The 24,133-nt window shown below is 37.6% G+C and carries 39 protein-coding genes and 2 pseudogenes; 34 read left to right on the top strand and 7 right to left on the bottom strand.

Annotation, left to right across the window (positions count from 1 at the left end):
- The first annotated feature begins 15 nt into the window (after window positions 1-15).
- Entirely contained in the window at window positions 16-870 is an 855-nt protein-coding gene (locus EEI45_RS00105; protein ID WP_125163659.1) for an alpha/beta hydrolase, read from the top strand.
- A gap of 120 nt (window positions 871-990) precedes the next feature.
- The gene (locus EEI45_RS00100) at window positions 991-2,541 is read left to right on the top strand and encodes a DUF4240 domain-containing protein (RefSeq protein WP_125163658.1); all 1,551 of its coding nucleotides are present in this window, start codon (window positions 991-993) and stop codon (window positions 2,539-2,541) included.
- Window positions 2,542-2,548: 7 nt separating this feature from the next.
- Here the strand turns inward: EEI45_RS00100 and EEI45_RS00095 are convergent, their stop codons facing one another.
- The 3 genes from EEI45_RS00095 to EEI45_RS00085 are packed head-to-tail and all read right to left on the bottom strand — an operon-like array spanning window position 2,549 to window position 5,271.
- Window positions 2,549-3,235, bottom strand: a complete 687-nt coding sequence (locus EEI45_RS00095) for a hypothetical protein (protein ID WP_125163657.1) — start codon at window positions 3,233-3,235, stop codon at window positions 2,549-2,551.
- Window positions 3,228-4,604 carry a sensor histidine kinase gene (locus tag EEI45_RS00090; protein WP_125163656.1) on the bottom strand — a complete coding sequence of 459 codons (1,377 nt, stop codon included), beginning with the start codon at window positions 4,602-4,604 and terminating at the stop codon, window positions 3,228-3,230. Before EEI45_RS00090 ends, EEI45_RS00095 begins: the two co-directional genes overlap by 8 nt.
- Window positions 4,591-5,271, bottom strand: coding sequence for a response regulator transcription factor (locus EEI45_RS00085; protein WP_125163655.1), 681 nt, complete (start codon window positions 5,269-5,271; stop codon window positions 4,591-4,593). Before EEI45_RS00085 ends, EEI45_RS00090 begins: the two co-directional genes overlap by 14 nt.
- Before the next feature lie 382 nt (window positions 5,272-5,653).
- Between EEI45_RS00085 and EEI45_RS08505 the strand changes: the two genes are divergently transcribed.
- The 13 genes and pseudogenes from EEI45_RS08505 (at window position 5,654) to EEI45_RS00055 (ending at window position 13,093) form a co-directional block, all read left to right on the top strand.
- Entirely contained in the window at window positions 5,654-5,812 is a 159-nt protein-coding gene (locus tag EEI45_RS08505) for a hypothetical protein (RefSeq protein ID WP_228410391.1), read from the top strand.
- 91 nt (window positions 5,813-5,903) lie between these two features.
- The gene (locus tag EEI45_RS00080; RefSeq protein ID WP_125163654.1) at window positions 5,904-6,734 is read left to right on the top strand and encodes a hypothetical protein; all 831 of its coding nucleotides are present in this window, start codon (window positions 5,904-5,906) and stop codon (window positions 6,732-6,734) included.
- Window positions 6,735-6,815: 81 nt separating this feature from the next.
- The gene (locus tag EEI45_RS00075; protein ID WP_125163653.1) at window positions 6,816-7,043 is read left to right on the top strand and encodes a hypothetical protein; all 228 of its coding nucleotides are present in this window, start codon (window positions 6,816-6,818) and stop codon (window positions 7,041-7,043) included.
- A gap of 62 nt (window positions 7,044-7,105) precedes the next feature.
- Window positions 7,106-7,282: a hypothetical protein gene (locus EEI45_RS08500; RefSeq protein ID WP_228410390.1), complete on the top strand. Its 177-nt coding sequence runs from the start codon at window positions 7,106-7,108 to the stop codon at window positions 7,280-7,282.
- 1,243 nt (window positions 7,283-8,525) lie between these two features.
- Window positions 8,526-9,677, top strand: a complete 1,152-nt coding sequence (locus EEI45_RS00070) for an SdrD B-like domain-containing protein (protein ID WP_125163652.1) — start codon at window positions 8,526-8,528, stop codon at window positions 9,675-9,677.
- Window positions 9,678-9,800: 123 nt separating this feature from the next.
- Window positions 9,801-10,229 (top strand): hypothetical protein, encoded by a 429-nt coding sequence (locus EEI45_RS00065; RefSeq protein ID WP_125163651.1) that lies wholly within the window; start codon window positions 9,801-9,803, stop codon window positions 10,227-10,229.
- Between the two features lie 104 nt (window positions 10,230-10,333).
- Window positions 10,334-10,504 carry a hypothetical protein gene (locus EEI45_RS08735; RefSeq protein ID WP_228410389.1) on the top strand — a complete coding sequence of 57 codons (171 nt, stop codon included), beginning with the start codon at window positions 10,334-10,336 and terminating at the stop codon, window positions 10,502-10,504.
- Window positions 10,488-10,691, top strand: a complete 204-nt coding sequence (locus tag EEI45_RS08730) for a hypothetical protein (protein WP_228410388.1) — start codon at window positions 10,488-10,490, stop codon at window positions 10,689-10,691. Before EEI45_RS08735 ends, EEI45_RS08730 begins: the two co-directional genes overlap by 17 nt.
- Window positions 10,684-10,866 (top strand): hypothetical protein, encoded by a 183-nt coding sequence (locus EEI45_RS08725; RefSeq protein WP_228410387.1) that lies wholly within the window; start codon window positions 10,684-10,686, stop codon window positions 10,864-10,866. The genes EEI45_RS08730 and EEI45_RS08725 overlap by 8 nt, the downstream gene beginning before the upstream one ends.
- Window positions 10,867-10,874: 8 nt before the next feature.
- Window positions 10,875-11,168 carry a hypothetical protein gene (locus tag EEI45_RS08720; RefSeq protein WP_228410386.1) on the top strand — a complete coding sequence of 98 codons (294 nt, stop codon included), beginning with the start codon at window positions 10,875-10,877 and terminating at the stop codon, window positions 11,166-11,168.
- Window positions 11,169-11,175: 7 nt separating this feature from the next.
- A complete protein-coding gene (locus tag EEI45_RS08715; RefSeq protein ID WP_228410385.1) occupies window positions 11,176-11,364 on the top strand; it encodes a hypothetical protein in 189 nt (62 codons plus the stop codon).
- 323 nt (window positions 11,365-11,687) lie between these two features.
- The gene (locus EEI45_RS08710; protein ID WP_228410384.1) at window positions 11,688-11,900 is read left to right on the top strand and encodes an LPXTG cell wall anchor domain-containing protein; all 213 of its coding nucleotides are present in this window, start codon (window positions 11,688-11,690) and stop codon (window positions 11,898-11,900) included.
- Window positions 11,901-11,981: 81 nt separating this feature from the next.
- Window positions 11,982-13,093: pseudogene (locus tag EEI45_RS00055) on the top strand (IS3 family transposase).
- A gap of 89 nt (window positions 13,094-13,182) precedes the next feature.
- Here the strand turns inward: EEI45_RS00055 and EEI45_RS08705 are convergent.
- From EEI45_RS08705 to EEI45_RS08695, 3 genes are read right to left on the bottom strand one after another with little or no spacing between them, the layout of a single operon-like run.
- Complete coding sequence (locus EEI45_RS08705; protein WP_228410383.1) at window positions 13,183-13,527, bottom strand: nitroreductase family protein; 345 nt, start codon at window positions 13,525-13,527, stop codon at window positions 13,183-13,185.
- Window positions 13,514-13,651, bottom strand: coding sequence for a hypothetical protein (locus EEI45_RS08700; RefSeq protein WP_228410382.1), 138 nt, complete (start codon window positions 13,649-13,651; stop codon window positions 13,514-13,516). The genes EEI45_RS08705 and EEI45_RS08700 overlap by 14 nt, the downstream gene beginning before the upstream one ends.
- Window positions 13,648-13,884, bottom strand: a complete 237-nt coding sequence (locus EEI45_RS08695; protein ID WP_228410381.1) for a nitroreductase family protein — start codon at window positions 13,882-13,884, stop codon at window positions 13,648-13,650. The genes EEI45_RS08700 and EEI45_RS08695 overlap by 4 nt, the downstream gene beginning before the upstream one ends.
- 90 nt (window positions 13,885-13,974) lie before the next feature.
- Here EEI45_RS08695 and EEI45_RS08690 point away from each other — a divergent pair, with 90 nt between their 5' ends.
- From EEI45_RS08690 to EEI45_RS08670, 6 genes are all read left to right on the top strand, one after another.
- Window positions 13,975-14,181: a DsbA family oxidoreductase gene (locus tag EEI45_RS08690; RefSeq protein ID WP_228410380.1), complete on the top strand. Its 207-nt coding sequence runs from the start codon at window positions 13,975-13,977 to the stop codon at window positions 14,179-14,181.
- Between the two features lie 19 nt (window positions 14,182-14,200).
- The gene (locus EEI45_RS09830; protein WP_267128124.1) at window positions 14,201-14,326 is read left to right on the top strand and encodes a hypothetical protein; all 126 of its coding nucleotides are present in this window, start codon (window positions 14,201-14,203) and stop codon (window positions 14,324-14,326) included.
- Window positions 14,327-14,375: 49 nt separating this feature from the next.
- On the top strand, window positions 14,376-14,552 hold the full coding sequence (locus tag EEI45_RS08685; protein WP_228410612.1) for a DsbA family protein: 177 nt from the start codon (window positions 14,376-14,378) through the stop codon (window positions 14,550-14,552).
- A gap of 161 nt (window positions 14,553-14,713) precedes the next feature.
- The gene (locus tag EEI45_RS08680) at window positions 14,714-14,893 is read left to right on the top strand and encodes a hypothetical protein (RefSeq protein ID WP_228410379.1); all 180 of its coding nucleotides are present in this window, start codon (window positions 14,714-14,716) and stop codon (window positions 14,891-14,893) included.
- A gap of 52 nt (window positions 14,894-14,945) precedes the next feature.
- Window positions 14,946-15,668: a hypothetical protein gene (locus EEI45_RS08675; protein WP_228410378.1), complete on the top strand. Its 723-nt coding sequence runs from the start codon at window positions 14,946-14,948 to the stop codon at window positions 15,666-15,668.
- A 299-nt stretch (window positions 15,669-15,967) separates the two neighbouring features.
- Entirely contained in the window at window positions 15,968-16,300 is a 333-nt protein-coding gene (locus EEI45_RS08670; protein WP_228410377.1) for a hypothetical protein, read from the top strand.
- Window positions 16,301-16,444: 144 nt separating this feature from the next.
- Here the strand turns inward: EEI45_RS08670 and EEI45_RS00035 are convergent, their stop codons facing one another.
- Window positions 16,445-17,764: an MATE family efflux transporter gene (locus EEI45_RS00035; protein WP_228410376.1), complete on the bottom strand. Its 1,320-nt coding sequence runs from the start codon at window positions 17,762-17,764 to the stop codon at window positions 16,445-16,447.
- Between the two features lie 175 nt (window positions 17,765-17,939).
- On the opposite strand from EEI45_RS00035, the gene EEI45_RS00030 reads away from it, so the two are divergent.
- The 13 genes and pseudogenes from EEI45_RS00030 (at window position 17,940) to EEI45_RS08620 (ending at window position 24,118) form a co-directional block, all read left to right on the top strand.
- The gene (locus EEI45_RS00030; RefSeq protein ID WP_267128123.1) at window positions 17,940-18,287 is read left to right on the top strand and encodes an NADPH-dependent FMN reductase; all 348 of its coding nucleotides are present in this window, start codon (window positions 17,940-17,942) and stop codon (window positions 18,285-18,287) included.
- 11 nt (window positions 18,288-18,298) lie between these two features.
- Window positions 18,299-18,466: a hypothetical protein gene (locus EEI45_RS08665; protein WP_228410374.1), complete on the top strand. Its 168-nt coding sequence runs from the start codon at window positions 18,299-18,301 to the stop codon at window positions 18,464-18,466.
- A gap of 396 nt (window positions 18,467-18,862) precedes the next feature.
- Window positions 18,863-19,003 carry a hypothetical protein gene (locus EEI45_RS08660; RefSeq protein WP_228410373.1) on the top strand — a complete coding sequence of 47 codons (141 nt, stop codon included), beginning with the start codon at window positions 18,863-18,865 and terminating at the stop codon, window positions 19,001-19,003.
- A gap of 16 nt (window positions 19,004-19,019) precedes the next feature.
- Window positions 19,020-19,379, top strand: coding sequence for a glycosyltransferase (locus tag EEI45_RS08655; RefSeq protein WP_228410372.1), 360 nt, complete (start codon window positions 19,020-19,022; stop codon window positions 19,377-19,379).
- A 317-nt stretch (window positions 19,380-19,696) separates the two neighbouring features.
- A pseudogene (locus EEI45_RS10040) lies at window positions 19,697-20,252 on the top strand (chromate transporter).
- 25 nt (window positions 20,253-20,277) lie between these two features.
- Window positions 20,278-20,427, top strand: coding sequence for a chromate transporter (locus EEI45_RS10135; RefSeq protein ID WP_456073043.1), 150 nt, complete (start codon window positions 20,278-20,280; stop codon window positions 20,425-20,427).
- A gap of 19 nt (window positions 20,428-20,446) precedes the next feature.
- On the top strand, window positions 20,447-20,653 hold the full coding sequence (locus EEI45_RS10130; RefSeq protein WP_456073051.1) for a chromate transporter: 207 nt from the start codon (window positions 20,447-20,449) through the stop codon (window positions 20,651-20,653).
- A 305-nt stretch (window positions 20,654-20,958) separates the two neighbouring features.
- Window positions 20,959-21,240: a hypothetical protein gene (locus EEI45_RS00010; protein ID WP_228410370.1), complete on the top strand. Its 282-nt coding sequence runs from the start codon at window positions 20,959-20,961 to the stop codon at window positions 21,238-21,240.
- A gap of 805 nt (window positions 21,241-22,045) precedes the next feature.
- Window positions 22,046-22,426: a hypothetical protein gene (locus EEI45_RS08640; RefSeq protein ID WP_181950062.1), complete on the top strand. Its 381-nt coding sequence runs from the start codon at window positions 22,046-22,048 to the stop codon at window positions 22,424-22,426.
- Entirely contained in the window at window positions 22,410-22,574 is a 165-nt protein-coding gene (locus EEI45_RS08635; RefSeq protein WP_181950061.1) for a hypothetical protein, read from the top strand. The genes EEI45_RS08640 and EEI45_RS08635 overlap by 17 nt, the downstream gene beginning before the upstream one ends.
- Before the next feature lie 62 nt (window positions 22,575-22,636).
- Window positions 22,637-22,834: a M14 family metallopeptidase gene (locus EEI45_RS08630; RefSeq protein WP_181950060.1), complete on the top strand. Its 198-nt coding sequence runs from the start codon at window positions 22,637-22,639 to the stop codon at window positions 22,832-22,834.
- Window positions 22,801-23,781 (top strand): M14 family metallopeptidase, encoded by a 981-nt coding sequence (locus tag EEI45_RS08625; protein WP_181950059.1) that lies wholly within the window; start codon window positions 22,801-22,803, stop codon window positions 23,779-23,781. Before EEI45_RS08630 ends, EEI45_RS08625 begins: the two co-directional genes overlap by 34 nt.
- Before the next feature lie 85 nt (window positions 23,782-23,866).
- Window positions 23,867-24,118 (top strand): hypothetical protein, encoded by a 252-nt coding sequence (locus tag EEI45_RS08620; protein ID WP_181950058.1) that lies wholly within the window; start codon window positions 23,867-23,869, stop codon window positions 24,116-24,118.
- Window positions 24,119-24,133 lie beyond the last annotated feature (15 nt).

Raw genomic sequence — 24,133 nt, 5'->3', positions numbered from 1 at the left:
ATGTGAGGTATAAAAATGTATGATTATTTAAAAGTGAGTCAGGATGCTTCGTTATTTTATATTAAAAACACCGTACCCAAACCCCGTGGGGTTGTGGTGATGTGTCATGGATTTACGAATCATTCGGGTGATTATGATGTTTATGCCCGATTATTAAATGACCATAATTATTCGGTCTATCGCTATGATATGAGAGGGCATGGTAAGACGAAGTCTGCGCGTGGTGATATTGATTCATTTCAGACGTACGTTAAAGACCTCCATACAATCATACGCTTGGCGACGCGTGAAAATATTCATCGTCCCATTTTTACACTTGGTTTCAGTATGGGAGGCTTGATTTCCGCCTTGTATGGGGTCAAGTATCCTAATAGTTTAAGTGGACAAGTCTTTTTAGGTCCTGCAGTAGGCTATGTCAGTGCCGTACGCGGTCCGAATAAACTGGCACTTAAAGTCATGAATAAGCTTGCGGATGATCTGTTGGTAAAGTTTTCAGGGGATTCTTTGGAATTAAATAATCCCGTTAAAAAAGAAGCACTTGAACGTGATTATGCGTTTACCAGTAAAAATCCACTCAAGCTTTCCTATTTTACAGTACGCTTTGCGAAGACCGTCTTCCTTGATGGCGCAGAGACAATAATGTCTCAATTTGATGCCTATCGCTACCCAACCTTTATTGCACAAGGGGAAGCAGATCCTACGGTTCCCAAAGATATCTCGGAAACGTTTTACGATTCAATTAAGTCGAAGGATAAGCAACTCAAAATTTATCCACACATGAGGCACGTTTTATACGATGAGCCTAATGGTATGGAAGTCATGCAAGATAGTATTGACTGGCTTGATGATCGCACAACACCCATAAAATAGCCTGAAAGGCTATTTTTTTAATTTTGATGACAAATTTGTTCACTTAGATAACATAGTTCCATCCATTTTCTCGAAATCGCTTATATTATTTGTGATGAAACGGTGAAATGAGGTATTTTTATGAATCAAGTAAATTTTTGGACAATCATGGATACGGTCCGCCAACAAAGTCAAAAGGATGATGCGTTGTTCTATTTTCTCTTAGAAAAGACAACACAAAAAATGTCGGCATCAGACTATCAAGGGTTTACCGATTATTTTTATACGTATGTCCGAATCTTAGAAAAAAGTCTTTGGCCTACTTTGGTGTGCTCGATTGTGAATGGTTCAACCGAACAAACGGTTCTGGATGGATTTTATGCGTGGACATTGAGTCAAGGTTACACATTTTATAAATTAATCTTATCGACACCGGATGAGACGTATCATAAAACACAGGAGATGGGAATGGGAAAGGCATCCATGCCACAACTTTTTGACGTGATTGGTACCAATCGTATGTTTGACTTGTGTGTGGATGACTTAAACTATTACCATCACGAACCATGGGGTGGTTATGAAACCTTAGAGAGTGCCCTCAAAGATATTGATATTATCCTTCCCCAAACTTGCCTCCATCAATCTTTTCAAAATAATTTTAATCATTCAAAAGAAACCGTAGAAAAAGTTTTAAATGAATGGAATGTAAATCTAAAAATTATGGATGAATTTCCAAACGTCGAGAAAGAAGAGACTTTAAATCCTCAAATACGGAGTGAATATTATGATTTAAATGAACCCATTTCGGAGAAGATTGAATTGCTTACGGCGACACATTCATATCTTTTCTATTGTGCTGTGGATATGCATAAGCATCGAACGCGTCTGGTTCGGTTCGATTTTAAAACGGGAACTAAAAATGATATTTTCTTAAGTCAGAAGATTGCGAAAATTAAATATTTAGATGCAACAGATCATCGCTGTGTCTTTCGTGTCGATTATGCTTATGAGAACAGTCATGGTGATGATTGTTATTTAATCTATCGCATGGATTCAAACACGATTGACTTTGTCACGCCCTATTTGGATGGATGCCTGGAACTCTTGGATCAAGCAATTCTTCACAATCATACGCTTTACTTTTCAGGACAAACAGATTCTGTGTCATGTCCCAACATCTATCGCTTTAACCTTCTCACACGATCAACGTTTAAGGTCGTTTCTGGGGCAGGGATGATGCGCAGATTTGGTGATAATTTCCTTTTTGGTTATTGCAGTAAAATGAATCGAACCCGTTGTTTTAAAGGGGTCTTTGAGTATCAGTTGGATGACCAAAATTTATTAAAGCATGATGCGAATATCTATTATAATATCGCATCCGTTAATGATTCAGAATGGTTATTAGGAATGCGTGAAGGGATTTCAGTATGGTTGAATCAATATCGTGTTCTAAACCAACAAACCTTTCCATCACAATATGAAGATTTATTTCCAATTGCTCATAATGAAGCAATTATTGTAGGGTACAAGAAAACCCGAAAAGGATTACGTATGGTTTTGATTGATCGTAAATCCAATCGAATGTATGAGCTTGAAAAAGGGATTGTCTGTCGACTTATCGATGAAGGATTGGAATGGGTGACAATTGATACATTGAGTGGTGTAGTCAAGGTGCATGAATTTAAGGTATAAGAAAAGATCAGAAGGTATTCTGATCTTTTTTATAGAGAATGACATCGACTTCTTTCAATTGCTTCTTCGTATACAAATACATAAATGAAATTACAATAATCGGGAGTAAAAGCAGGATTAGAAGTGTTGTTTTGATGTGTGTAAACATGATTGATTGAAATCCTTCATCATTACGTCCGGAAGTATGGGATGGATGTGAAGGGGTCCATGTTGGATTGCTTAACGATTTCGGAAATACTTGGACAAGCTTTTGTGTGCCAAGTGCTGTCTTAAAGAGGACCGTATCAGAACCATCCCCATATTCTTTAATGACAGAGGTGATGGGGACTTCAAGCTGTGTTTCTAGAATCCAAGCATGTGCTTTGGCCAGTTCAATTAAACGGAGGTCTGTTAGACGTTCTAAACTGCCTGCCGGTATCTTAAGGTCAAAGGCTTCAATTCGTTCGGTTTTAGAAGTGATTGGTTCAGATTGAAGCGTTTTTAAATCCATGGTTTTAAGATCATCCGCCGTGATCGTCATCTGCACACGTTTCCAATAAGATCGACCTTCATGATCATGGAATTGGAGCCGTACAAGGTATGTACCTGGGGCATCGATTTCATCAAGATTGACACTTTCATAAGTTGCGAATAAGGGTGTAAATTGCATTACAATCAAAACCATACATCCCAAAATCACTCCGATTTTACGCATGATTTGTTCCACCTTTCAAAGGTAGGGGAATCGTTATAAGTACAGCACCATCTTCTGTATGAAGGGTGTAAGAGCCGTTGGCAAGATAACTGAGATCTTTAATTAAGAAAAGCCCATTGCCACTGCTGTATTGGTGTGCTTCATCGGTTAATACATTAAATAAAAATTCTGATTTCTTCATGTGTTCAAGATTGGCAGGTAAGGTTTGATTACGATAGGTCATGATGACCGTTTCATCATCAAGGGTCAAGCCAATTGAAACCGTTGAATTATCCGTAGCATAATTTCCAATATTCGACATTAAATTGTGAATTAAAAGTTGAAGGATGACTTTATTGGATTCAATCACAAGTGTATCCGGAGAATCCAAATCAATCATAAGATTTCGTTTCGCGAAATGTTGACCAAAGTAACGTAACGTATCGTAGGTTAGGGATACCAAGTCAAATTCAGATAAGTTATGTTCCAAAGTCAGGTTATCTTGATTTAAGACTGTTAGGATTTCATTGATCCGTTCCATAATTTTTTGGCTTTGCTTAATGTTCATTTCTGCGACATCCAATGGTGTATTGGATTCATCAATACCATCAACCACCAATTCATTCATCATAATTTGTTGGTGAATCGGTGTTTTAAGGTCATGAACAAACGATTTGGACACGAGTAACGTATTGTTTAGACGTTGACGACCAATCTCTAAATCTTTCTCAAAATCGGTATAACGATGCGATGCAGCGGTCATGGCATGATGTATTTGAGTAGAAACATTGGATAATGTTTGGTTAATAACATCATCGCGTGGTTTAATCGCATCAAAATCATAATTTTGAAGGGACGCAAGCGATTTTTTTGCGTAGTGAAGTGGCTTAAACAGTGAATACATTATGAAGAAATAACCAATTGTCATCACCACAAACGAAGCCCCTAGGACGGACACTTGTTTCGAAAGAAAGGGGATCAAGTAGGCATCATCAGGGAAGTTATACATGCGCACCCAAAAACGGTATGTAGAATCATAAGCACTCAAGGAACCCTTAGATTCATAAAGTACTGCTTTTGACGAGACCACGCCAAAGAAGTTTGCTTCATTTAACACTTCAGAAGAATGATAGATCATTTGATCACCTTCAAACACAAGTAAATCGAGGGGATAGTTTTCCACAAGTTCATCAAATGAAGCTTGTTTGGTTAATGCATACTCATTGACCGACTCACTAATACGTTGTTCCATTTGGTGCACGGTATTCTTTTCTTCCTCTTGATAGCGTTGAGGGAAATTCACAAGATTAAGAATGTATACAACGATGAGCACGGCATAGGCAAGTGTTAAAACAACCCCGACCCACGTACTTCGTTTAGGAGCCTTCATTCCACTTATATCCAGCCCCTCTTACTGAAACAATCGAAAAGATTCCCATTTTAGTTCTTAAATTTTTAAGATGAACATCAACCTTTCGGATATTGTCAGCTGTCGGTTCTTCAGCCCATACAGCGCGCAATAAATCTTCACGCATAACCAATGTGTTTTTATGATTCAAGAAATATTCAAGTAGATTGAACTCTGTAGGCGTTAACTTATAAGATACATTTTCTTTATATACCGTACGGTTTCTTAGGTCCATCATGATATTCTCAACACTTGAAGAAAGAAACTTAATGTGTGTGATTGGTAAACTTTCGCGTTCCAAAATATTGGCGATATAGTGTAGAATCACTTTTAAGCTTTTTGATTTCTCAATGTAGAGATCAGCATGAAGTTTCAAGGATTCAAGTTCAGTGTGATTGCTTGGTTTTCCTGTCAGAATAATGGAACGGGTTCCTGGTGCCATTTTCCGTGCAGAATCTACCAAGCGCAATCCATCTAATACATCTAACTCTAGATCCGTAAGCAATAAATCATATTGGTTTAACGCTAAGTGTTCCATGGCATCAATCCCGCTATAGACACAATCGACCTCATAGGGTACTTTTAAAAGTTGTTCAGTGATAAAGTTTGAATACTCAACATCATCTTCTACAAATAGTATTTTTTTCATAAATGTCACCTCTTTTTTTATGATTTAATTTTACTGTTTTTAAAGAATATGAAGGTCTTGATGTTCTCGAAATACGTATACATGTAATAAAAATTAAATTTATGAATTATTTCATGGAATTTATCCATTAAAACGTAAATCACTGTGAACAATTTGTGTAGATTAATGAGATGGTTATGTGAACATGATTCATATACGAAAAAACACAAACCCACTTATTAAAGGATTTAAGGCTGTTTCACAATCTTGTTCACGAACGCTTTTCATCTTCACTATCTACATAAATCCCGTTTTTATTCATGACAAATATAGTTTTGTTTGTGACATATCCAGCTTAACGCGTTCATTCTCTTTTAAGATTCATACATAAGCGCACTGCGGTGTGTCAGAAGTAGGAAAAGATATGGCGGGATTTAAGAAAAATTTAGTAGCATTCTTATCAGCAGTTCTCATGATGTCATCATTTGAAATGGCCCCAACATTTGCGATGGATGCAGATTTGGAAATGACGACTATAAAGTGGGCGTTGATAAGAAACTAAACCCTACGAATCTTACAGTAGATTTAAAATCAAACTCGAAGATAAGAAGAAAGATACTCCAAGGAGATTTCTCATATCAAAACTCAAAAAGGTGTGGAAAGAGGAACTTTCGCTACGCAATGATTCAGAGGATGAGTATGAAATTAAAATTTCAGAAAATGATGACTATGAATTTGAGTTAACGTATTCAAAAGAGGTCAAGGAAGCTCAAGATGATGCGGAAGCAATTAACCGTGAAGAAACACTTACATTTAGTGTAAATGTTGATGAAATCACAGAAGTAGAGCCAGAAACCAATTCTGAAGCACCCTTAACACAAACGGAGGATGTTAAGGCACCTGAAGTTTCGGTGGATGCATTGGGTGATGCGGATATTACCTTAGAAGTTGTGGACTATGATCCTTCTGTTGAATGGAAAGCGGGAGAACAACATCAGATTAATGTAAAGGTTGATTTCAAGGACAATAACTCAACCGGTAAAGAGATTCGAATTAACGTTCCTGAAGGAATGGAAGTCGTTTCCTATCCCGTTAAAGGATCACCAGAAAGTGGTACTCCAGAATATTCGATGAATGGTACACTGGTTGATGGTGTTATTACAGAATCACAAAAATTAGAACCAACGTATTACGAATCCTTTAATGGGCAAATTGTCTATAAAGTCAGCGATACAACTCAAATTGTTGAGTTAGAACGTATGATTACCGTTAAAGTAGATGAAAAAATTTACTATGGACCCAAAACATTTACCGATGCGATTAAAGTAGAAGCATTTAAAAATGGCGATCTTGCAGATATGAAATCATTTTCTCATACAACCGTAGAAAAGGTTTCTTACCTCTTGCGTGCGCCGTCTTCAAACTTTCATGCTACAGTATCAAAAGGTGATACAGACACATTGATAATGGGAATCCTCGTGTAAGTCGTGATGGTCGTTTTAATCAAACACGCTTTGCTGTAAAAACATTACAACTACCATGTATTATCAATTGGACGACAATTGATGACACAACTTACTCAAACAGTTGTATCTAAAGATGATTCAATCGGAAAATTGTTTTATCAGCAGATAATCTATCGAGTTCAACTACAGCTATTTACTGTACCTTTAAAATATGGTCATTTAGCTGAAGGATTTTACTATGCTTCGGATCAGTCATATTTCGAAATAAATACCTACGATGGCGCTGTCATTAAGGTTACGGATAAAGATGTCCTAAAGCTTCACTAAACATTATTGATCCTGAAACAGTTCCAAATAAATTAACATTGCGAACAGATAAAACACCCTTTGTGAATCAACACGAAGACTTTAGTAACAGTCTTGTTCGTTACTCAATTTTAAACGACAATACAACAGTCAAAACAAATCAAATTATTCAATTAGATTTTGATGCGAATTTAGAAGTTAAAGCAGCTTTAGCTCAGGTGGCGTTAAAAATGTTAAAAGGTATTCTATGTTACCAATAAGAACACTTCGCTTCGAGAATAAAGTCAAATTGTAGGCTTGAACTCTGCAGGTATGACTGGTGTAAGCCAAACAATCCTGGGTCTCCAAGCGGATGAGTACTTTACGCGTTGTATTTGAGATGAATGATATTCCAAAAGCATATCGATCTGCTGACTATCTTTCAAATAGCAAATATGGAAATATCATTGGACGTCTAAAATGGTGCTGCTGCCGGTAATGTTACTGTAAAAGTATTTGCGCGCCTTGCAGATGGAACCGAAGATTTAGAGTCTGTCGTTTCAGAAACTCAAGTCGTAAGTCGAATTGCGAAGCCACATGTACGTATGCTTCAAACAACGACGGTAAAGTTGTGAATGCGGAGACACTACAACGTTACAATTTAACCTCTCAGAGCAATATTACTACGATAATGGTGCCAACTCATTTGGTATAATTGATCCAGAATTCTTCTTTATCATCCCAGAAAATACACAAATTGATATGAGCACATTTAAAGTGTGGGCATCAAATAAAGCGATAGGAAGTTCTGATTACACTTCAGAGATTTACAATTAATGCTACAGGACAACGTGCATTAAGAGTACAATTCTCAGGCGTCTTTGGTGCAAACTATAAAGACAGTTATTTACCAGTATTGCCTTATGTTCGTTTTAACTTAAACACCAATATTAAATCTGGTGGTATTTATGAGCTAAATAAAGCAGGATTCTGGAAATTGATAAAATTGGACCGTTTCAAATGTTTCCGGGCCCTGGATCTGTTGCGGATACTGACGATATCAATAATGATAACGACGTAACAGAACGCATTATGCCAAAGCTACCCAATTAAATATTATTTCGCGTGAAGAGTTAATTATTGATACGTATACCCAACCTAAAGGAGATATTCGTCGTCCTTCATTTGATATCACGAAACCGGAAACAGCAGTTTCATTTACACCAGGTACAGAAGCGACCTATACCGTTGATTTATTAAACAATAAAATGTTCAATCAATGGATTCGCAGTATATATTCAGTACCAAAAGAGGGTAATGATTTCGGAAAGAACTTCCAATCGACACCATTCGCATGGAATATGAAACTGAATGCAGTACCAAAATTGAAATTTACGATAAGAATGGTGCTGACATTTCGATAGAAAAGGTTCAAGTTATAAACTAACATACTCTACCGATGCAACAACAGAAGCTAATTATTTAGGTGCAGCCTACGGTACATCCTTTAACCCCAATACAACCATGATTCGACTCGAAAATACAAGCGGATCGGTTGAAAGTGGAGAACGTGCCGTGCTTGTGATGGACTATGTTGTGGATGAAACACCTGCAACCGCAATTGGCAAATTGGGTAAAATTAATGACTTTATGCCATTCTACTCATTTGATGCAGGAACTGTTGGGGTCATCGGATCACGTGTTGGTGCTAATTTAGAAATTGCAGAAATTAAAGGTCTTGTATTCCTTGATGCAAACAAGAATGGGATCATGGACGGTTCAGAAGTTGGACTTGGAAGCAAACCCGTAGAACTTTTGAAAAAAGATACAAACGGAGCCTATGTTTCCGTGAAAACGATGAACACGAATGCAGATGGAACGTATGCTTTTGGTGATTTAGGAAATGGTGATTACCAAGTAAACTTCAATGGTGTATTAGGAAGTAATCAAATGTTTACACTAAAAGGCCAAGGTAATGATGGCATGAAAGATTCTGATGTCGATGTGAAAGGACCAAATGCTGGTCTTGTATCGTCTATTGATCCAACATCAACACAATCTGGACAAATTACAGTCGGTGTTATTGACTACGACCTCACGCAATTAACGGTTAAATTTGATAAATCATCTGAAACTGTTAAAGCGAAAAAGGAAATTGATCTTGCTACAACCATTACACCAGATTTCTTTAATTCAATTAAAGAATCAATGACCTTTACTTCAAGTAAGGAAAGTGTGGCAATTGTATCATCAACCGGTCGTGTTACTGGGCAAGCTGTAGGAACTGCAGATATCACTGTAACGGTTACTGATATTTACGGTAATACCGCAAGTGATACGATTCAAGTTACTGTTACAAGCAATACCCCTCCAGTCTTAACGCTTCAAAAAATCGTGGCGGATGTGGAAATTAACACATCGGTAAATCTTAGTGATTATATTGCGAGTGTTACGGATAATGAAGATGGTCCTATTGATCCTTCTAATGTTGTGATTACACCATCTACACTTGATACATCAGTATTGGGTGCAATACAAAATGTAGAATACTCGGTAAAAGATCGAGATGACAATGAAGTCAAACAAACAATCAAATTTACAACGGTTGATACATTGGCTCCAACCATTGGATCTGAAACGTTAAATGCGGTAAACATCAACAACTCAAGCCGCTAACAGAAGCAGAGTTCTTAGCACTAATTCAATATCATGTTACGGATAACTCACTTGGGACTGTAACAACATCTGACTTTGACATCAAGCTAACGCAAGCAATTCAGTCAAAACCGAAGTGTTGTTGTGACACTTAAAGCTACAGACGCTTCAAACAATACACAAGTATTCGCTGTATCTGTAACCTTGGTGGATGATGTGAAACCAGAAATTACAGCGGAGTCAAGCTTAGTCTTAAACTCGAGCGATGCCGATCTTAATGAAAGTGCATTCCTTGGGCTTGTGAATGTGAATGCAACAGATAACAGTGGTAATGTTACCGTGTCATCAGACTTTGATACCATTGGCGTTGACCAAAGACACCGCAATTGGTGTAAACGTCACAATCACTGCAACAGATGGTGCAGGCAATACAAATTTGTAACCGTTAAAGTAACGGTAAAGGATACAACTGCACCAATCTTAACAATCGCTAAGAATGTGGTAGTGCTTGAAAAGACCGATGGTTTAACCTATGCGGACCTTAAACAAGAAATCAATCAAGTTTACCGATAATGGTGATATGACAGGAATTGAAGAAACTACAATCGACTTTGGGTCGGTAAAGGAATGAAATTGGTCGCTACCAATTCCAAATTCAAGTTATCGATAAAGCGGGATTGGGTTCAAATGTTGAGACCATTACCGTCAATGTAGTTGATAAATTTGATCCAAATACAAATGAATCCATAAATGCTCATGACTTCGATATTCAACTTGAGGATGTCAATGATAAAATCTTATTGAGCATGCAAAGCCAAAGCATTCATCGTATTGGGTGGAAAACCTAAAGAAATTGAGATTACAAAAGTAACGCATGCGATTACCGGTACGGGTGATTACACTGTAAAATTTGAAACGGACCAAGGTACGTCAAAAGAAGTTACGGCTCATGTTTACAGCTCTGTAAATATAGAAAATAAAGAAGCAATGAACGCCGATGACTTCGTAATTCAATTATCTTATGTGAATGATTAATGTAAAACAATTATCCGGTTTAGAAGCCTACGATATTAGTGTCAATCCAGCACTTCCGTTAGATCTAGATACCATTACCGTTTCAGATTTACCCACAACAATTGGTGATCATAACATTACATTTACGACGTTGAAGGGACACAGATTACGGTCGTTGCCCATGTCTTCGATGTGATTGATAATGTGAATAAGATTGCTATGAATGCTCATGATTTCTCAATGTTGCTTGATGATGTATCTACGGAAGCACTGATTGCAAATTCAGGAGTTGAAGCATTTGATGTATCAAATCAACGCAAATCACACCGATTACAGATATTACAGTACTTACAGACCTTCCACAGTCATTGGGTAACCATACAGTTACTTTCGAAGCAACAAGTGACCTCGGAAAACGTCGACACTGAGTGTAGTAGCAACGCTTTACAACGGTACTGTTGTTCCTGGAACCGGTTCAATTTACGCAAACAACTTTGAAATTAAAATGAAGCATATGACACAAGATTCCGTGCGTATCGCAGCAGGTGTTACTGCATTTGATGCTGCGGAAATGCAGTTGATGTTCAAGATATTAAACTTGTTGGCGAACTACCTCAAACCGCTGGATACCATAACTTTGTCTTTGAAGCGGGGTGTTCAGGTCACGGTATTAGGTCGTATCCGCACGTTATGAAGTTGTAGGTCATGATTTAAACATGACAATGACCGAATTCAAGACATTTAAAGCAAACGGTACGCTCGAAAAATTATCAACCGTGCTGAAGGAAAACTGATCAATCTGGATACCGGTGAAGAAGCAGAATTAGCAGAAGTTGATTACCGATCAATTGATGTTGAGAACTTGCACCCGGTAACTATGATATTGAGTTGACATACGCGATTGATGGTGACTTTATTGATGAAGAAACATGCGTAAAAGATCAATGACATTTGGACTTATGAAAACCATGAGCAAGAATGTCAACTTAAATATTACGGTTGATAGCAGTAATGGCAATGGATCGAATAACGGTTCCAATCAAGAATCAAGTAACGGTTCTGAGAACGGAACGCATTCAGAATCAAGGGTTCATCCTTCCATCAACAGGTATTGCAGTCGAGTACACCGTACTTCTTGCAAGTGGCCTTGTTGTTCTAGGATTTGTCTTAATGCTTATGAATAAAAGAAAAACGAAAATCAGTAGCGTATTTAAACAGGAACTGACCTAGTTCCGTGGGACTAAGAAAAACCTCTTGTATGAAATTATTGTAAAATAGTTCAATATAGGAGGTTTTATATGAACACGAACTATGCATAGCTATGAGACAAAGATGAAAGTTATAGAAATGAAATTGGCAGCTACTCAAGCAGGTTTATTCAGACTGAACTTGGAATAAAAATGTAACACAAGTCAAAACATGGTGGAGATGGTATCGAAATGGTGAACACTATCGATTTTCTCAACCTGTAGGCAAGCAATATACTTTTGGAAGGGCCTGAAGGAGACACGGTCGAAGAAACACAAAGACTTAGAATTAAATCTTTGGAGCAACAAATTGAACTATTAAAAAGTATTTGGAAAGAAGGATGTGGTTCCTGAAATAATCATCAAGCTCGTTGAAGAGTATCGCAACACTGTATCTCTTAAAGATATCTTGAATCTTTTGGGGTACCTAAGTCAACGTATTACCGTTGGACTAAAAGAGCAACTAGAGTCTAATAATTATTCTGTCAATGAAGCATTAGTAATTGAACTTTGTAAAGAAAATAAATTTCGTTATGGATATCGAAAATAACTGCATTAATTCGAAAGAAAGAATTATCAATAAGAACACTGTTCAAAAGATAATGCAGAAACACCAATGTCAATGCCGTGTTAAGGTCAAATCGAAAAAAAACAAAATCCGAAGATCATTATGCCCAATATCATTAATCGCGACTTTAAATCACTACTTCCTCTAGAGAATTGGTGACAGATATCACTTACATCCCTTATGGCCATAAGATGCTCTATTTATCTACGATCATGGATTTATATAATGGTGAGATTATTGCGTCTACATTGAGTGACAGACAAAACCTAGAATGTGTGGTTGATACATTAAATCAACTTCCGGATATCGTTCAGCCATGTATTCTTCATTCTGATCAAGGGGTGTCTATACATCAAAAGAGTATCAACTCAAAGTAAAATAAAAGCATTACCATGGTATGTCCCGTAAGGGTACACCGCTGATAATGCTCTATCGAATCGTTTCATGCCTCGCTAAAGTGAAACATTCGAATTAAACCCAGAACTAAAGGTTCTACTGAAATTGTATCACAAACTGTGATAAACTATTTAAAATATTACAATGAAAATCGAATACAAGAAAAGCTAGGATATCAATCTCCCGTAAATTATCGGTTAACTTCATCCTAACTTGGTTTTCTTTAGTCCCAAGGAACTAGGTCAGTTCAAGTGATAGACTTTTTATTTTAGACCGAGCTTTTGTTTATGCATCGCATCTTTTAACTGCATGCGTCAGGATGTCGTCGACTCATGCTTTGTTTAATCTGATTTGTGAATGAGTCGATGCGTTTGTTTGCATCACGTAAGTCATAATATTCTGTAACCGTCTCGTCATAGTCGCGCATCGCATCGGTAATTGCATCCATGTTAGGATATGTATTTTCAAAATGCATGAGTTGTTGTGGCATTCGCGGTTTGAGCTGAGGCTTTGATTCGGATAGCAAAACCAAGTCCCAGTACAGGAAAACATATTCAGGCAACTCTAATAAGTCGATGATTGCTTGAGCATCATTGAGAATACTTCTAAAATACCCACCCATGCCAAGGCTCTCAATAGCTAACATTGTGTTTGTGCAGCGAGAATCGCATCGGTATATCAATCATCATACGATCAAATGTTTCAAGGACTTCGATGTCGTCGATATTTCCTTCGTGTGCAATTTTCCCATTACGATGTTGATCAATCACAAAATAAATAAGTGACCAACGTTTTCGATATAAGGTTGTGCGCCTATAGTTGCGATTGCTTTCTTCTTTGCTTTATCCGTTACGCTAATAATTGAATAAGATTGCATGTAATTACTTGTGGATGTCGCTTGAGCGACGGAAACCAACGTATCAATAATTTCTTGAGAAATGGGTTCATCCGTAAATTGACGAATGGTACGATGGTTGAGTTGTTGTTTAATTGTATTATTCATAATTCCTCCTTGGTTATATTATACCATGGGGGCATATTGATGGCGCTCAAATCGCTTAGTCGATACAATATGTATCTAGAGGTGAATGTGATGAAAGTACAAGTATGGTCCGATTTTGTCTGCCCATTTTGCTATGGGAAAAGACATTTGGAAGAAGCAATAAAGCAATTAGATAAAGAAATTGAAGTAGAGTTTATGAGTTTTGAATTAGATCAAAACTATGTTGATCAACCGGATTTAAACATTCATGAAATGTTGGCTCAAAATATAACATATCCGTTGATGAAGCACGATTGAATAACGAACGTGTAGGTCCATGGCTCAGACAGTTGGATTAAACTATGATTTTGATGCGATGAAATATACTAATACATTTAAAGCACATAAAGTATTTCAGTATGCAAAGTTTAAAGGTTTAGAAATGAATACAGTGAAAAGTTAATGGATGCGTATTTTCAAAAGGTGTTTACTTAAACGATCTTGAGGCCTTAATTGAACTTGGTGTCTCAGTTGGACTTGATGCAGAAGGCATCAAACATGCATTTGAATCTGATGAGTACGGATTAAGTGTTCGTCAAGACGAGCAATGGGCACAGATGATTGGTGCTCGAGGTGTTCCACACTTTGTAATTGATGACCAAGTATCCTTATCAGGATCAACCTATTGAAACATTTAAGTCAGCGCTCAACATGTTGAGACGCTTAATGCTCAAAAATGATGCAATGATGTGTACTGATGGGTTTGTACTGTTGAATAAAAGCTAGGTTATCTAGCTTTTTATTTGCACTGCGAGAAATCGTTAAGATATAAGGAGATGGAGGTTCTACTATGAATAAACGCAAATCAATACAAATCGGTATCGTTGTGATTGTATTTATCCTACTTGATATCTGGTTTGGAAATACATATCACTACATGGATATCGGCTCGATGCTCTATTTAAGTACATTTATCTTAGTGATTGCTGAATACTGTTTATCGACCGTGAAAACTATAAAAGTTCTTTAATACCTTCGGCATCATCGTAGGGATCTTTGCCATTGTTTTCTTAGTGGGTAGTGTGACATCATCACGTATGATTAATGCGAAACGCTATGCAAATGTATTGGGGCAAGTAAAACCAGTAGAGTTTAAAGATCTCTATGGTGAAAATCATAATATTGAAGTTTCTTATGTAGATAAGGACTCAGCGTTGTTATCGGCAGAGAAAAAAATGGGAGAACTCAGTGAGGTATCATCGCGTTTTGATATTAATACCAATGAATTTACCCAAATAAATTATCAAGGCAAAATGGCGCGTGTTGCACCGTTTGTTTATGCGGATACTTTTAAAAAATATACGAACTTCTCAAGTGGTGTGCCCTACTATGTTCTTGTAACTACAGGGGACGGAAATATGAATGCGAAGTCAGAGATTGTAACGTTACCCGCACCCATTAAATATTACCCAGGTGCACCATTACAATATGATCTACGTCGTCATGTGGCTTTACACCATAAATTTAGTTATCTTGATGATTGGAACTTTGAAATTGACGATGCAGGACATCCCTATTGGATTGTTCAATCGATTACAAAACGTGTTGGGATTTGGGGCGCTAAAGACATGGATGCTGTGATTGTTGTGGATGCGGTCACTGGAGAAACTGCACGTTATGAACTCAATGAAATCCCAGAGTGGGTGGATTCCGTTTATCCAACGGATATGATGTTATCGCATGCGAAAGATCATTTCACTTTAAAGGGAGTTATTTTAATTCTTTCATGCAACAACAAGGTGTGATGGCTGTAGACCAGCAAGAAGGTTCTTATAACTATGTAAGTATCGACGATGAGATCTATATACTGGAATACGTCCCATAAAATTAGATTCAAGTTCAACAACAGGGCTCTTATTTATGAATAAGCGAACTGGAGACGCTTCAAATGGATTTACCAGGGGTTTCCATTACAGCGGCTGAAATGACTTCAGTTGGTTCGATCAAGAAAAGGATATACACCAACACCAATTCTACAAAACGTTGGAGGATTCTACATATGTGATGTCTCAAAGATACATCGAGTGTAGTTCGTGGTTTCTCAATGGTTAATTACCAAGATTACACCAAGTCAGCCGTAGGCGACACCTATCAACTATCTGAGAAGAATTATCTCAATGTTATGGGAAATCAAGTAGGTATTGTTCCAGAAGAAATTGTGGAGAAAACCGGGGTCGTTTCAGATGTTAAACAAGTTATCATTGATGGCAATACGCATTACCTCATTCGTCTTGAAGGGGATGAAGCCATTTATCAAGCAAATCTTATTCTAAATGATGAACTTGCATTCTTGACTAAAGGAACTCATGTAATCATAACAACCAATGGTTCTAAAATTGTGTCCTTTGAATTAGCAAAGGAAAAACCAGATCATTAAAAAAAACACCATCATTTGGAACTAGGTCAGTTCCTTTCACTATGATGGTGTTTTCTTCGTTCAATTGATCGATTAAGATTCAAACTCTAAAACAAATGCTTCTTCTTGCTTTTCTTCTTCCGCAAGATTTACGATCCATTTTCTTTATTCACAAATCGTAATGCAAGCATCATTTTTAAGATATCTGTAGATTGCCCTACAATATAAAGCCAAAGAATGCTTAAGTCTGTTGTGTAGGTTGCAATGCCCACCGCAACCAAATTCACACCACATATACCCTGAGTCCAGAAGTAATGTAGAACGTGTATCACCAGCACGAAGAATAAAGTAACATGTTGTATTAATCACATAGATACTAAATAATGGTGCTTGAATTCTCAAGAATGTTTGAGCGGTCCACATCGCTTCAGCCGATACTGAATAAATTTTCGGTATAAGGAACGTGGAACCTAAAAGCAGGGTGCCAAAGACTGCATTGAGTAATACACCAAATCCAATAAGGCGATACCCGTTTTCGCGCGCTTCGTCGAGTTTATTAGCTCCAAGTGGTTGAGAAACAAGAATGGTAATGGCGACAGACATACCGGCATTCATGGTGAAGAACATATCCGAAACCGTAGTCGCAATCGAGTAACCAGAAATAACTTCCGCTCCACGGGTTGCATAGAAACGAAGTAATAATGCCATTCCTGATGCCCACAATACTTCATTTAAAGCAAGGGGAAAGGCTTTGGCGGTAATTCGTTTTACGAGTGTTTTAGAGATATCAAACATATCACGAATGCGTGTCTTAAACGCATAATTTCCCGTAACAAGGAAATAACTGATAAATGTTAATTCAACACATCGTGCAATAAACGTTCCAATTGCACCACCTAGTACACCAAGACGTGGTGCACCGAAGTTACCATAAATCAAACAATAATTAAAACAAAAGTTTGTAATCATTGAAATAACACTTGCAACAAGAGGAGTTTTTGAATCTCCAGTTGCTCTCATTGAGCCCGCTATGGCCAATGTAAATAGGTTGGGAATAAACGCCAACGCACATACGTAAATATATCTCATACCTTGCTCAATTACTTTTGGATCCTTTACAAAGAACCGGATAATATTTCCTGGAAAAAGTAATGCGAGGATGACGAATGTACTCATTATCAACATTGATGTTAGAATTGAAAAACGGAATGTTTGCTTCATATGATCTTTGTCTCTTGCTCCGAAGAATTGAGCCATAAATACAGCTGATGCAGCAATCACGCCATTTGTTCCAAATACAGCGATAATAAAGTAACGATTTACGGTGGCAACACCCGATAATGCATGGTCCCCGAGCTGACCGATCATCAAGTTATCCAGTAAGTTTACGGATGTACTGATAAGCTGTTGGAGCATTAACGGAATTGCAATAAATAAAGCCTTTTTATAAAAGTCTTTATCGCCTACAAATCGCTTTAGATTCATCGATTCGACCTCCTTCTAAAAACGCTAAGACTATCATATAGAAAGAGCAAGATAATATCAATTAAAACACCATTTCGTCACATTAATTTAACATTTAATACAGATTTCAAATACGAACCCTAAAATCACGTATACTATAAATAAAAGGAGCACATGCTATGATAAAATTGTGATGATGGTTGGAAGTTTACGTAAAGGTTCTTACAATATGATGTTGGGAAAACATATACAAAAACGATATGCAGATCAGATGGAAATTGAAATACTAGATATCGATGTTCCAAACTATAATGGTGATTTGGATAATCCAACGGATACACCTGAAAAGGTAAAGGTTATGAATCAAAAAATTCATGATGCGGATGCAGTGTTTATGATTACGCCAGAATATAATCATGGATTATCAGGTGTATTAAAAAATGCTATTGATTGGGCAAGCCGTACGCAACCAGGACTTAAGAATAAAGCGGGTTTAATTGCTTCTTGTTCGATGGGACAAACGGCTGGGCACGAGGTTATCTAAACCTCTATACAGTGCTTGATACAATGCCTATGTGGCTTCTACCTGGCAATGATATCTTGATTGGTGCTGTACATACAAAATTTGATGAATCCGGGATGTTAATTGATGAAGGGACTGTAACCTTTATCGATGGGGTCATGAATCAATTTATAGAATATTACAATCAAGTCAAGCAATAACAGTCAAGTGGTATTTTGTGGTCATTGCAATCGTAATTTTTAAATGATACGATTATTTTCGAGGTGTCTATGAAACCAATTAAAGTATTATTTGCCCACGGTGGAACGCTTGAAAAAGCGGGTACTGAAGCATATATGATGAGTGTATTTCGAAATATTGATCCAAAAAGTTCATATTGATTTTCTTGTTTTGGATGCAAGGAAGGTTATTACGATAAGGAAGTCATTACGCATGGGGTAAAATTTTAGAATTCCATTAACCCCATGATTTTTGGAAACATCCTTCACGTAAACAATTCTAAAATGTTAGAAAAGAGCAATATGATATTATTCACAGTCATATGAACGCACTGAATCCACTCATATTCCAAGCTGCTCGTAAGATGGAATTCCTATATGATTTCACATTCCCATGGGAGTCGTCATTTTGTTGACAATGTTCTATTAATCAAATATAAGGATCAATTGATGAAGATTCCTGATTATGCGGATGTGCTTTTAGCGTGTTCAAAAGAAGCAGGCGATTTTCTCTACTAATTTAGAATATACAATTATGAATAACGGAATTGATCTTGAACAATACGAGTATAATGAAACGAAACGAAAACGATTACGTAAAGCATTGAATTTGGATGACCAATTGGTATTTGGTCATATCGGTCGTTTTAACTTCCAAAAAAATCATAAATTTCTGATTGAAGTGTTTAATGAAGTCGTGAAAACAAAACCCAATGCAATCTTAGCACTAGCAGGCGAAGGGGAGTTGTTTGACGATGTGAAATTGCAAGTGAAAAATTTTGGAATTGAAGATCATGTTAAGTTCCTTGGATTAAGGGATGATATTCCGGATGTTTACAAGTTCTCGATGTCTTTTGCTCCTTCCGTTTTGAAGGGTTGCCATATGTGCTGGTAGAGGCTCAAGCGGCAGGACTCTTATGCTTTGCATCCGATACAATTGATCGTCAAAGTGCTCTCACAGATCATTTTCATTTCTATAGATAATCCCCATGAGTGGGCTGATTATATTGTGGGACATCTAGACTATGAGCGTCGAAGTACTCGGGAACAATTAATTGAAAAGGGTTTGACGAGCGGATAAATGTTCAAAAACTGGAAGATATCTATGAAAATTTAGTTAAATAATTAGAGCGTGAGTTACGCTCTTTTTTTCGCATTTGCAATCTTGAAAAGATACGCGATAGAATAGTAAACAGTGGAAGGTCGTGAATTATGAAAAAATCAGAGGTATATTGGAAATTGTTTAAATCATCGTTTCACTTAAGTGCATTTACGTTTGGGGGTGGTTATGTTATCATCCCATTAATGCGAACGAAATTTGTGGAAGAATTAGGCTGGATTGATGAGGATGAAATGATGGATTTGATGGCACTTGCGCAATCCTCTCAGGATCTTTAGCGGTGAATGCATCCATTTTAGTTGGATATAAAGTTGATGGGGTTATGGGCGCGATATTTTCCATTCTCGGCACCATTTTACCACCTTTATTTCTCCTCACAATAATTTCTCAATTTTATGCGGAGTTTAAATCAATGTGTTTGTGAATGCAGCACTTCATGGGATGCAAGCGGGCGTTGCGGCAGTGATTGTGGATGTGGTTATGACGATGGCACGGCAGGTATTTAATCTTAAACGAACCTTACCAATCGTGATAATGGTTACGTCATTTATTGCTGCATATTTCCTTAAGATTAATGTCCTTTATATTATCCTTGCGGCAGGGATTGTTGGGGCATTGTCTCGAGGTGGAAAGATAGAGTCACAATGATTCTTTGGGAACTTTTATTTCTTTTATGCAAATTGGTTTGGTAAGTTTTGGCGGTGGTTATGCAGCGCTTGCACCCATTCAAAGTCAAGTGGTCGTCGGTCATGGTTGGCTTACGATGACCGAGTTTACGGATTTAATTACAATATCGCAAATGACCCTGGACCCATTGCGTTGAATGCAGCTACGTTTGTTGGATTAAGGGTAGCAGGATTCCAGGTGCCGTTGCGGCCACCTTAGGTAATGTTTTTCCTTCAATTGTAATTGTCCTTCTTCTTGCGACAATCTATTACAAGTTTAGTGATATCACCATCATTCAAAATGTTTTGGATGGACTAAGACCTACCGTGGTGGCTTTAATTGCTTCAGCGGGGCTTACAATCCTTATTACTGCGTTTTGGTGAAGGTCTCCGCGATATAAGTCATTTGATGTTTCAAACGGTATTCTATTTGTATTCGCAACCTTGGTTTACGAAAATTTAAGTTAGATCCTACGAAGATTATTGTTTGACGGGACTTTGGGGTTGGTGTTATGGTCCTTGAAAACTTTGATGCAACAAAATGTCTTTACGATTCGGTGAAGCTACTTTAGAATGTGAGTTAGAGGCTTTATGAAACTTAATGATAATTTAAAACGATTACGAGAAAACGATCGCTTACACAGATACGGTTGCGAAGGCCTTAAACGTTTCACGCCAAGCTGTCTCAAATGGGAACAAGGAAACGTTACCCCGATGCGAATATGCTGCTTCAAATTGCGAAGTATTATGGTGTGCGTGTGGATGACTTATTGAAGTCTGAGACCGAAGATAATCACGTGTTGATGATCAATAAAGAACGCTTTGAAGAAGTGTTGGTTATCGGAGCACAAATAATAATGATGCTCGCTGTATTTTCTAGACGATTTACGGGGTTGATTTTATTTATATGGGTTGCATTTTTGTGGCTGCCTTTACCAAAGAAGTCTGTGAATCAATCGAATATGGTATGAATTTTCTCAAAATTAAAAAATGATTGGATTTCAATCATTTTTTTTATTTTCAAAATGCACGGTTTTATGAATGGCTGCGTAATTTGGGACGAAGGCTTTGATATCTTGCCATTTCAATAAAAGTTTCCCTAAAAGTGCAACCGTTTATACATAAAAGTCGTTATAAATACAACACCCAATAAAATTGATTACAATATGCTTAGCGTGAGTCCGTGAACTCACAAAATATTAAAAGTAAGGAAGGGGATTGTAGCGGTTTAAGTATTGGATGTTCGTATATTTTATTAATACTATGAGGAGAAAAATGGACAAAAGAAATGAACATAGAATCCTAAATGCTTAACCATATTTGTACTATCGATTGGACTGGTATTCAGTCATGCGCGTCAATTTATAGTGATACTCAACCGGTCATTGATTTTATAAATACTACGGGTGAGTCTGAAGTCATTCCATGACAGAGTCAAAAGAATATAAAGCGACAGTAATGTTTGAGAAAACGCCTGAGGAACTTAAAGTTTTGTGAATGCGTCTTGGACTTTGACGCGGGATGAAGGGGTCAAAATGAGGAGGATTTCCTTATCAGTATTTGGGTGGACCTTTGAATGAATGGACTGTCTTTAAAACTAATTTACCACTGCAGGCGATACTCTATTTAAAGATATAAAACGGAAGTCATTCCTGGAGGATTGCAGTTAACGTTTAAGAATGTGCTGATGTTTGGTGTGAATGGAATTGATGGTCGTGATCGCGCCTTAATCCGTAATGCACTTCTTGATTACACAGGACCTATGATTTAAAACTGGTGGAAGGGAACAGGTATTGGCAACAACGCCCGTGTCCTTTAAACCTTATAATAGCTACACTTTATAATGAAATCGATCAACGTCTTGCAGATCTTGCAGCACTCGCATTATCCAAGGAATTCATGCGGAAGTTCGCGAATGGGACGTACGGCAATGGGAAGACCGATGAATGCAATCTTTATGCGGATACGGCTGAGACGCTGTCGAATCACCTTGCGTTAAATGAACGCGCAGAGGCGGATCCACAATCTGTGATTCAAGATATTGAATCGGGATCAATTGATTATAAAGTTCAATTCTCTACAATAACATTCACTCCGATGAAAATCCGGGAATTGATGCGATTATGGAATTTTATCCGTGATGATCGAGAATGCTGATGGAAGTGTTGAATACCGTCGTATTAGTGGATTAACGTCTGAAGGAAAGCACAAGTCGAGGCAGAAAAGCAAGCAGAGTATTAAGTGGTCTGAACTCATTGCAAATGATGTCACCGGAGTGGTTATATCCGAATGGCGTTCAAAGTGAAGAACATCTAACAGTACCGATGCAGCTGCAAATTAAGTGAACAACTTGCGAAATTTTATGAAATGGAGCAAGTAGACTTAAACATTAAAACGATGCTCGAGGATGTGTTCTTTATCGTTGTGCCTGCAGAAAATGCGGATGCAGCCGCAACAAATGTTCGAACAAATGGTAATGGGTTCGATTTAAATCGTGATAACACTTACAAACACAACCAGAAACACAAGCCATGGCGCGTCTTATTTCAACGTGGAATCCTGTGAACCTTTATGAAATTCATGGTTTCTATAATCAATTCCAAATTGAACCTTGCTCACCAACCATGAGCCAAACGTGGAGTATGATTTGTTTATTGAGAATGCACTCGCACAAGGGAAGAGTTTGGGGTGTTGCGATTACAAATAATAAATCAATTAACAGTTTCCAAATGCCGATGCGTGATTATTTAAAAGCAAGCGATAAAGGTGGCTATGAATGGGAACCGTTTGACGATATGTCTTCAAGTTATACACCCCAATATTCGATGCTTCACGGTGTCGTTGCTTATACCGTTGAAGTTCCATATGGAAATGAGGATGCGACGCAAGCAGTTAAGTATGCACTACTCAACAATGGACGTTATGTGGGAATGCATAAAGCATTTTATACCAACCAATTGAAAGGTTGGGACCGAGGTCATAAGAATATTGATGCCGATGAAATTCGCCCATACTACGTAAATCAACAAGATGAAAAGGTGCAGAAGCAGATATCTTCCGTGCCCGTTATGAAGAAAATAATAACTTCTTCCTGGTATTATGTTATTCAATGGAACCGGCAATGCAAAAACTTACGCAGCATCCGAGATGATGGAATATCTTTACGTAATGATGTTAAGGTAAAAGTGTTAGGAAATGAGATAGACGTTAAGGGCATCACGAATCCTAAAGGAACCATGATTGTTGATTTGCATCAGGCAAAACGAAATATGGCCAATGCAGCACTCTACAACAACATCGTTATTAAAAATTGGACCGACCTCTATTCAGAACCGCTCACCGCATTCTCAGAGCTACGTGGCTTTGATATGGATGTGATCACCCAAGTTGGTGCCTTCGAAAGCGCAGAATTTACATGGCTTGATGCAGCACCTGAAACCACAACGCATGTTGATGGTAAGGGTGAAATTGTGATTGTTTCCAATAACAGTGTCGCTTCAATCAAGCCATAAATGCATTACTTAAATCTGAAGAAGCAGTTGGGTTTATAACCGATGGCGATTATCGTGGAGACTTTGTAATGTCTGAAGCAACGATTTGATTGAAGACGATTATATTCTTCAAGCAACGCGAACCAATACAATGCCTAAGGCACAAGTTATCACAAAATCCGCACTGCTTTATGTGCGGGTGCTGCACCAACTTCTCGGTGAAAAAGACACGGGTGAGCCTTACGGTCATACAAATTATACAAATCGACTCAATACAAACCTCAACTGGGATTATTATGTTTGGGGACAAGAACTTGATTTGATTTGCCAGGATCTTGACGGCAGATATTGTGATTAGGAACCGTCCATTACG

Source organism: Erysipelothrix piscisicarius, from assembly GCF_003931795.1.
In the GTDB taxonomy this organism is placed as follows: domain Bacteria; phylum Bacillota_I; class Bacilli_A; order Erysipelotrichales; family Erysipelotrichaceae; genus Erysipelothrix; species Erysipelothrix piscisicarius.
Note: the sequence above shows the minus strand (reverse complement) of the source record. Positions and strands in the feature narration are given on the sequence as shown.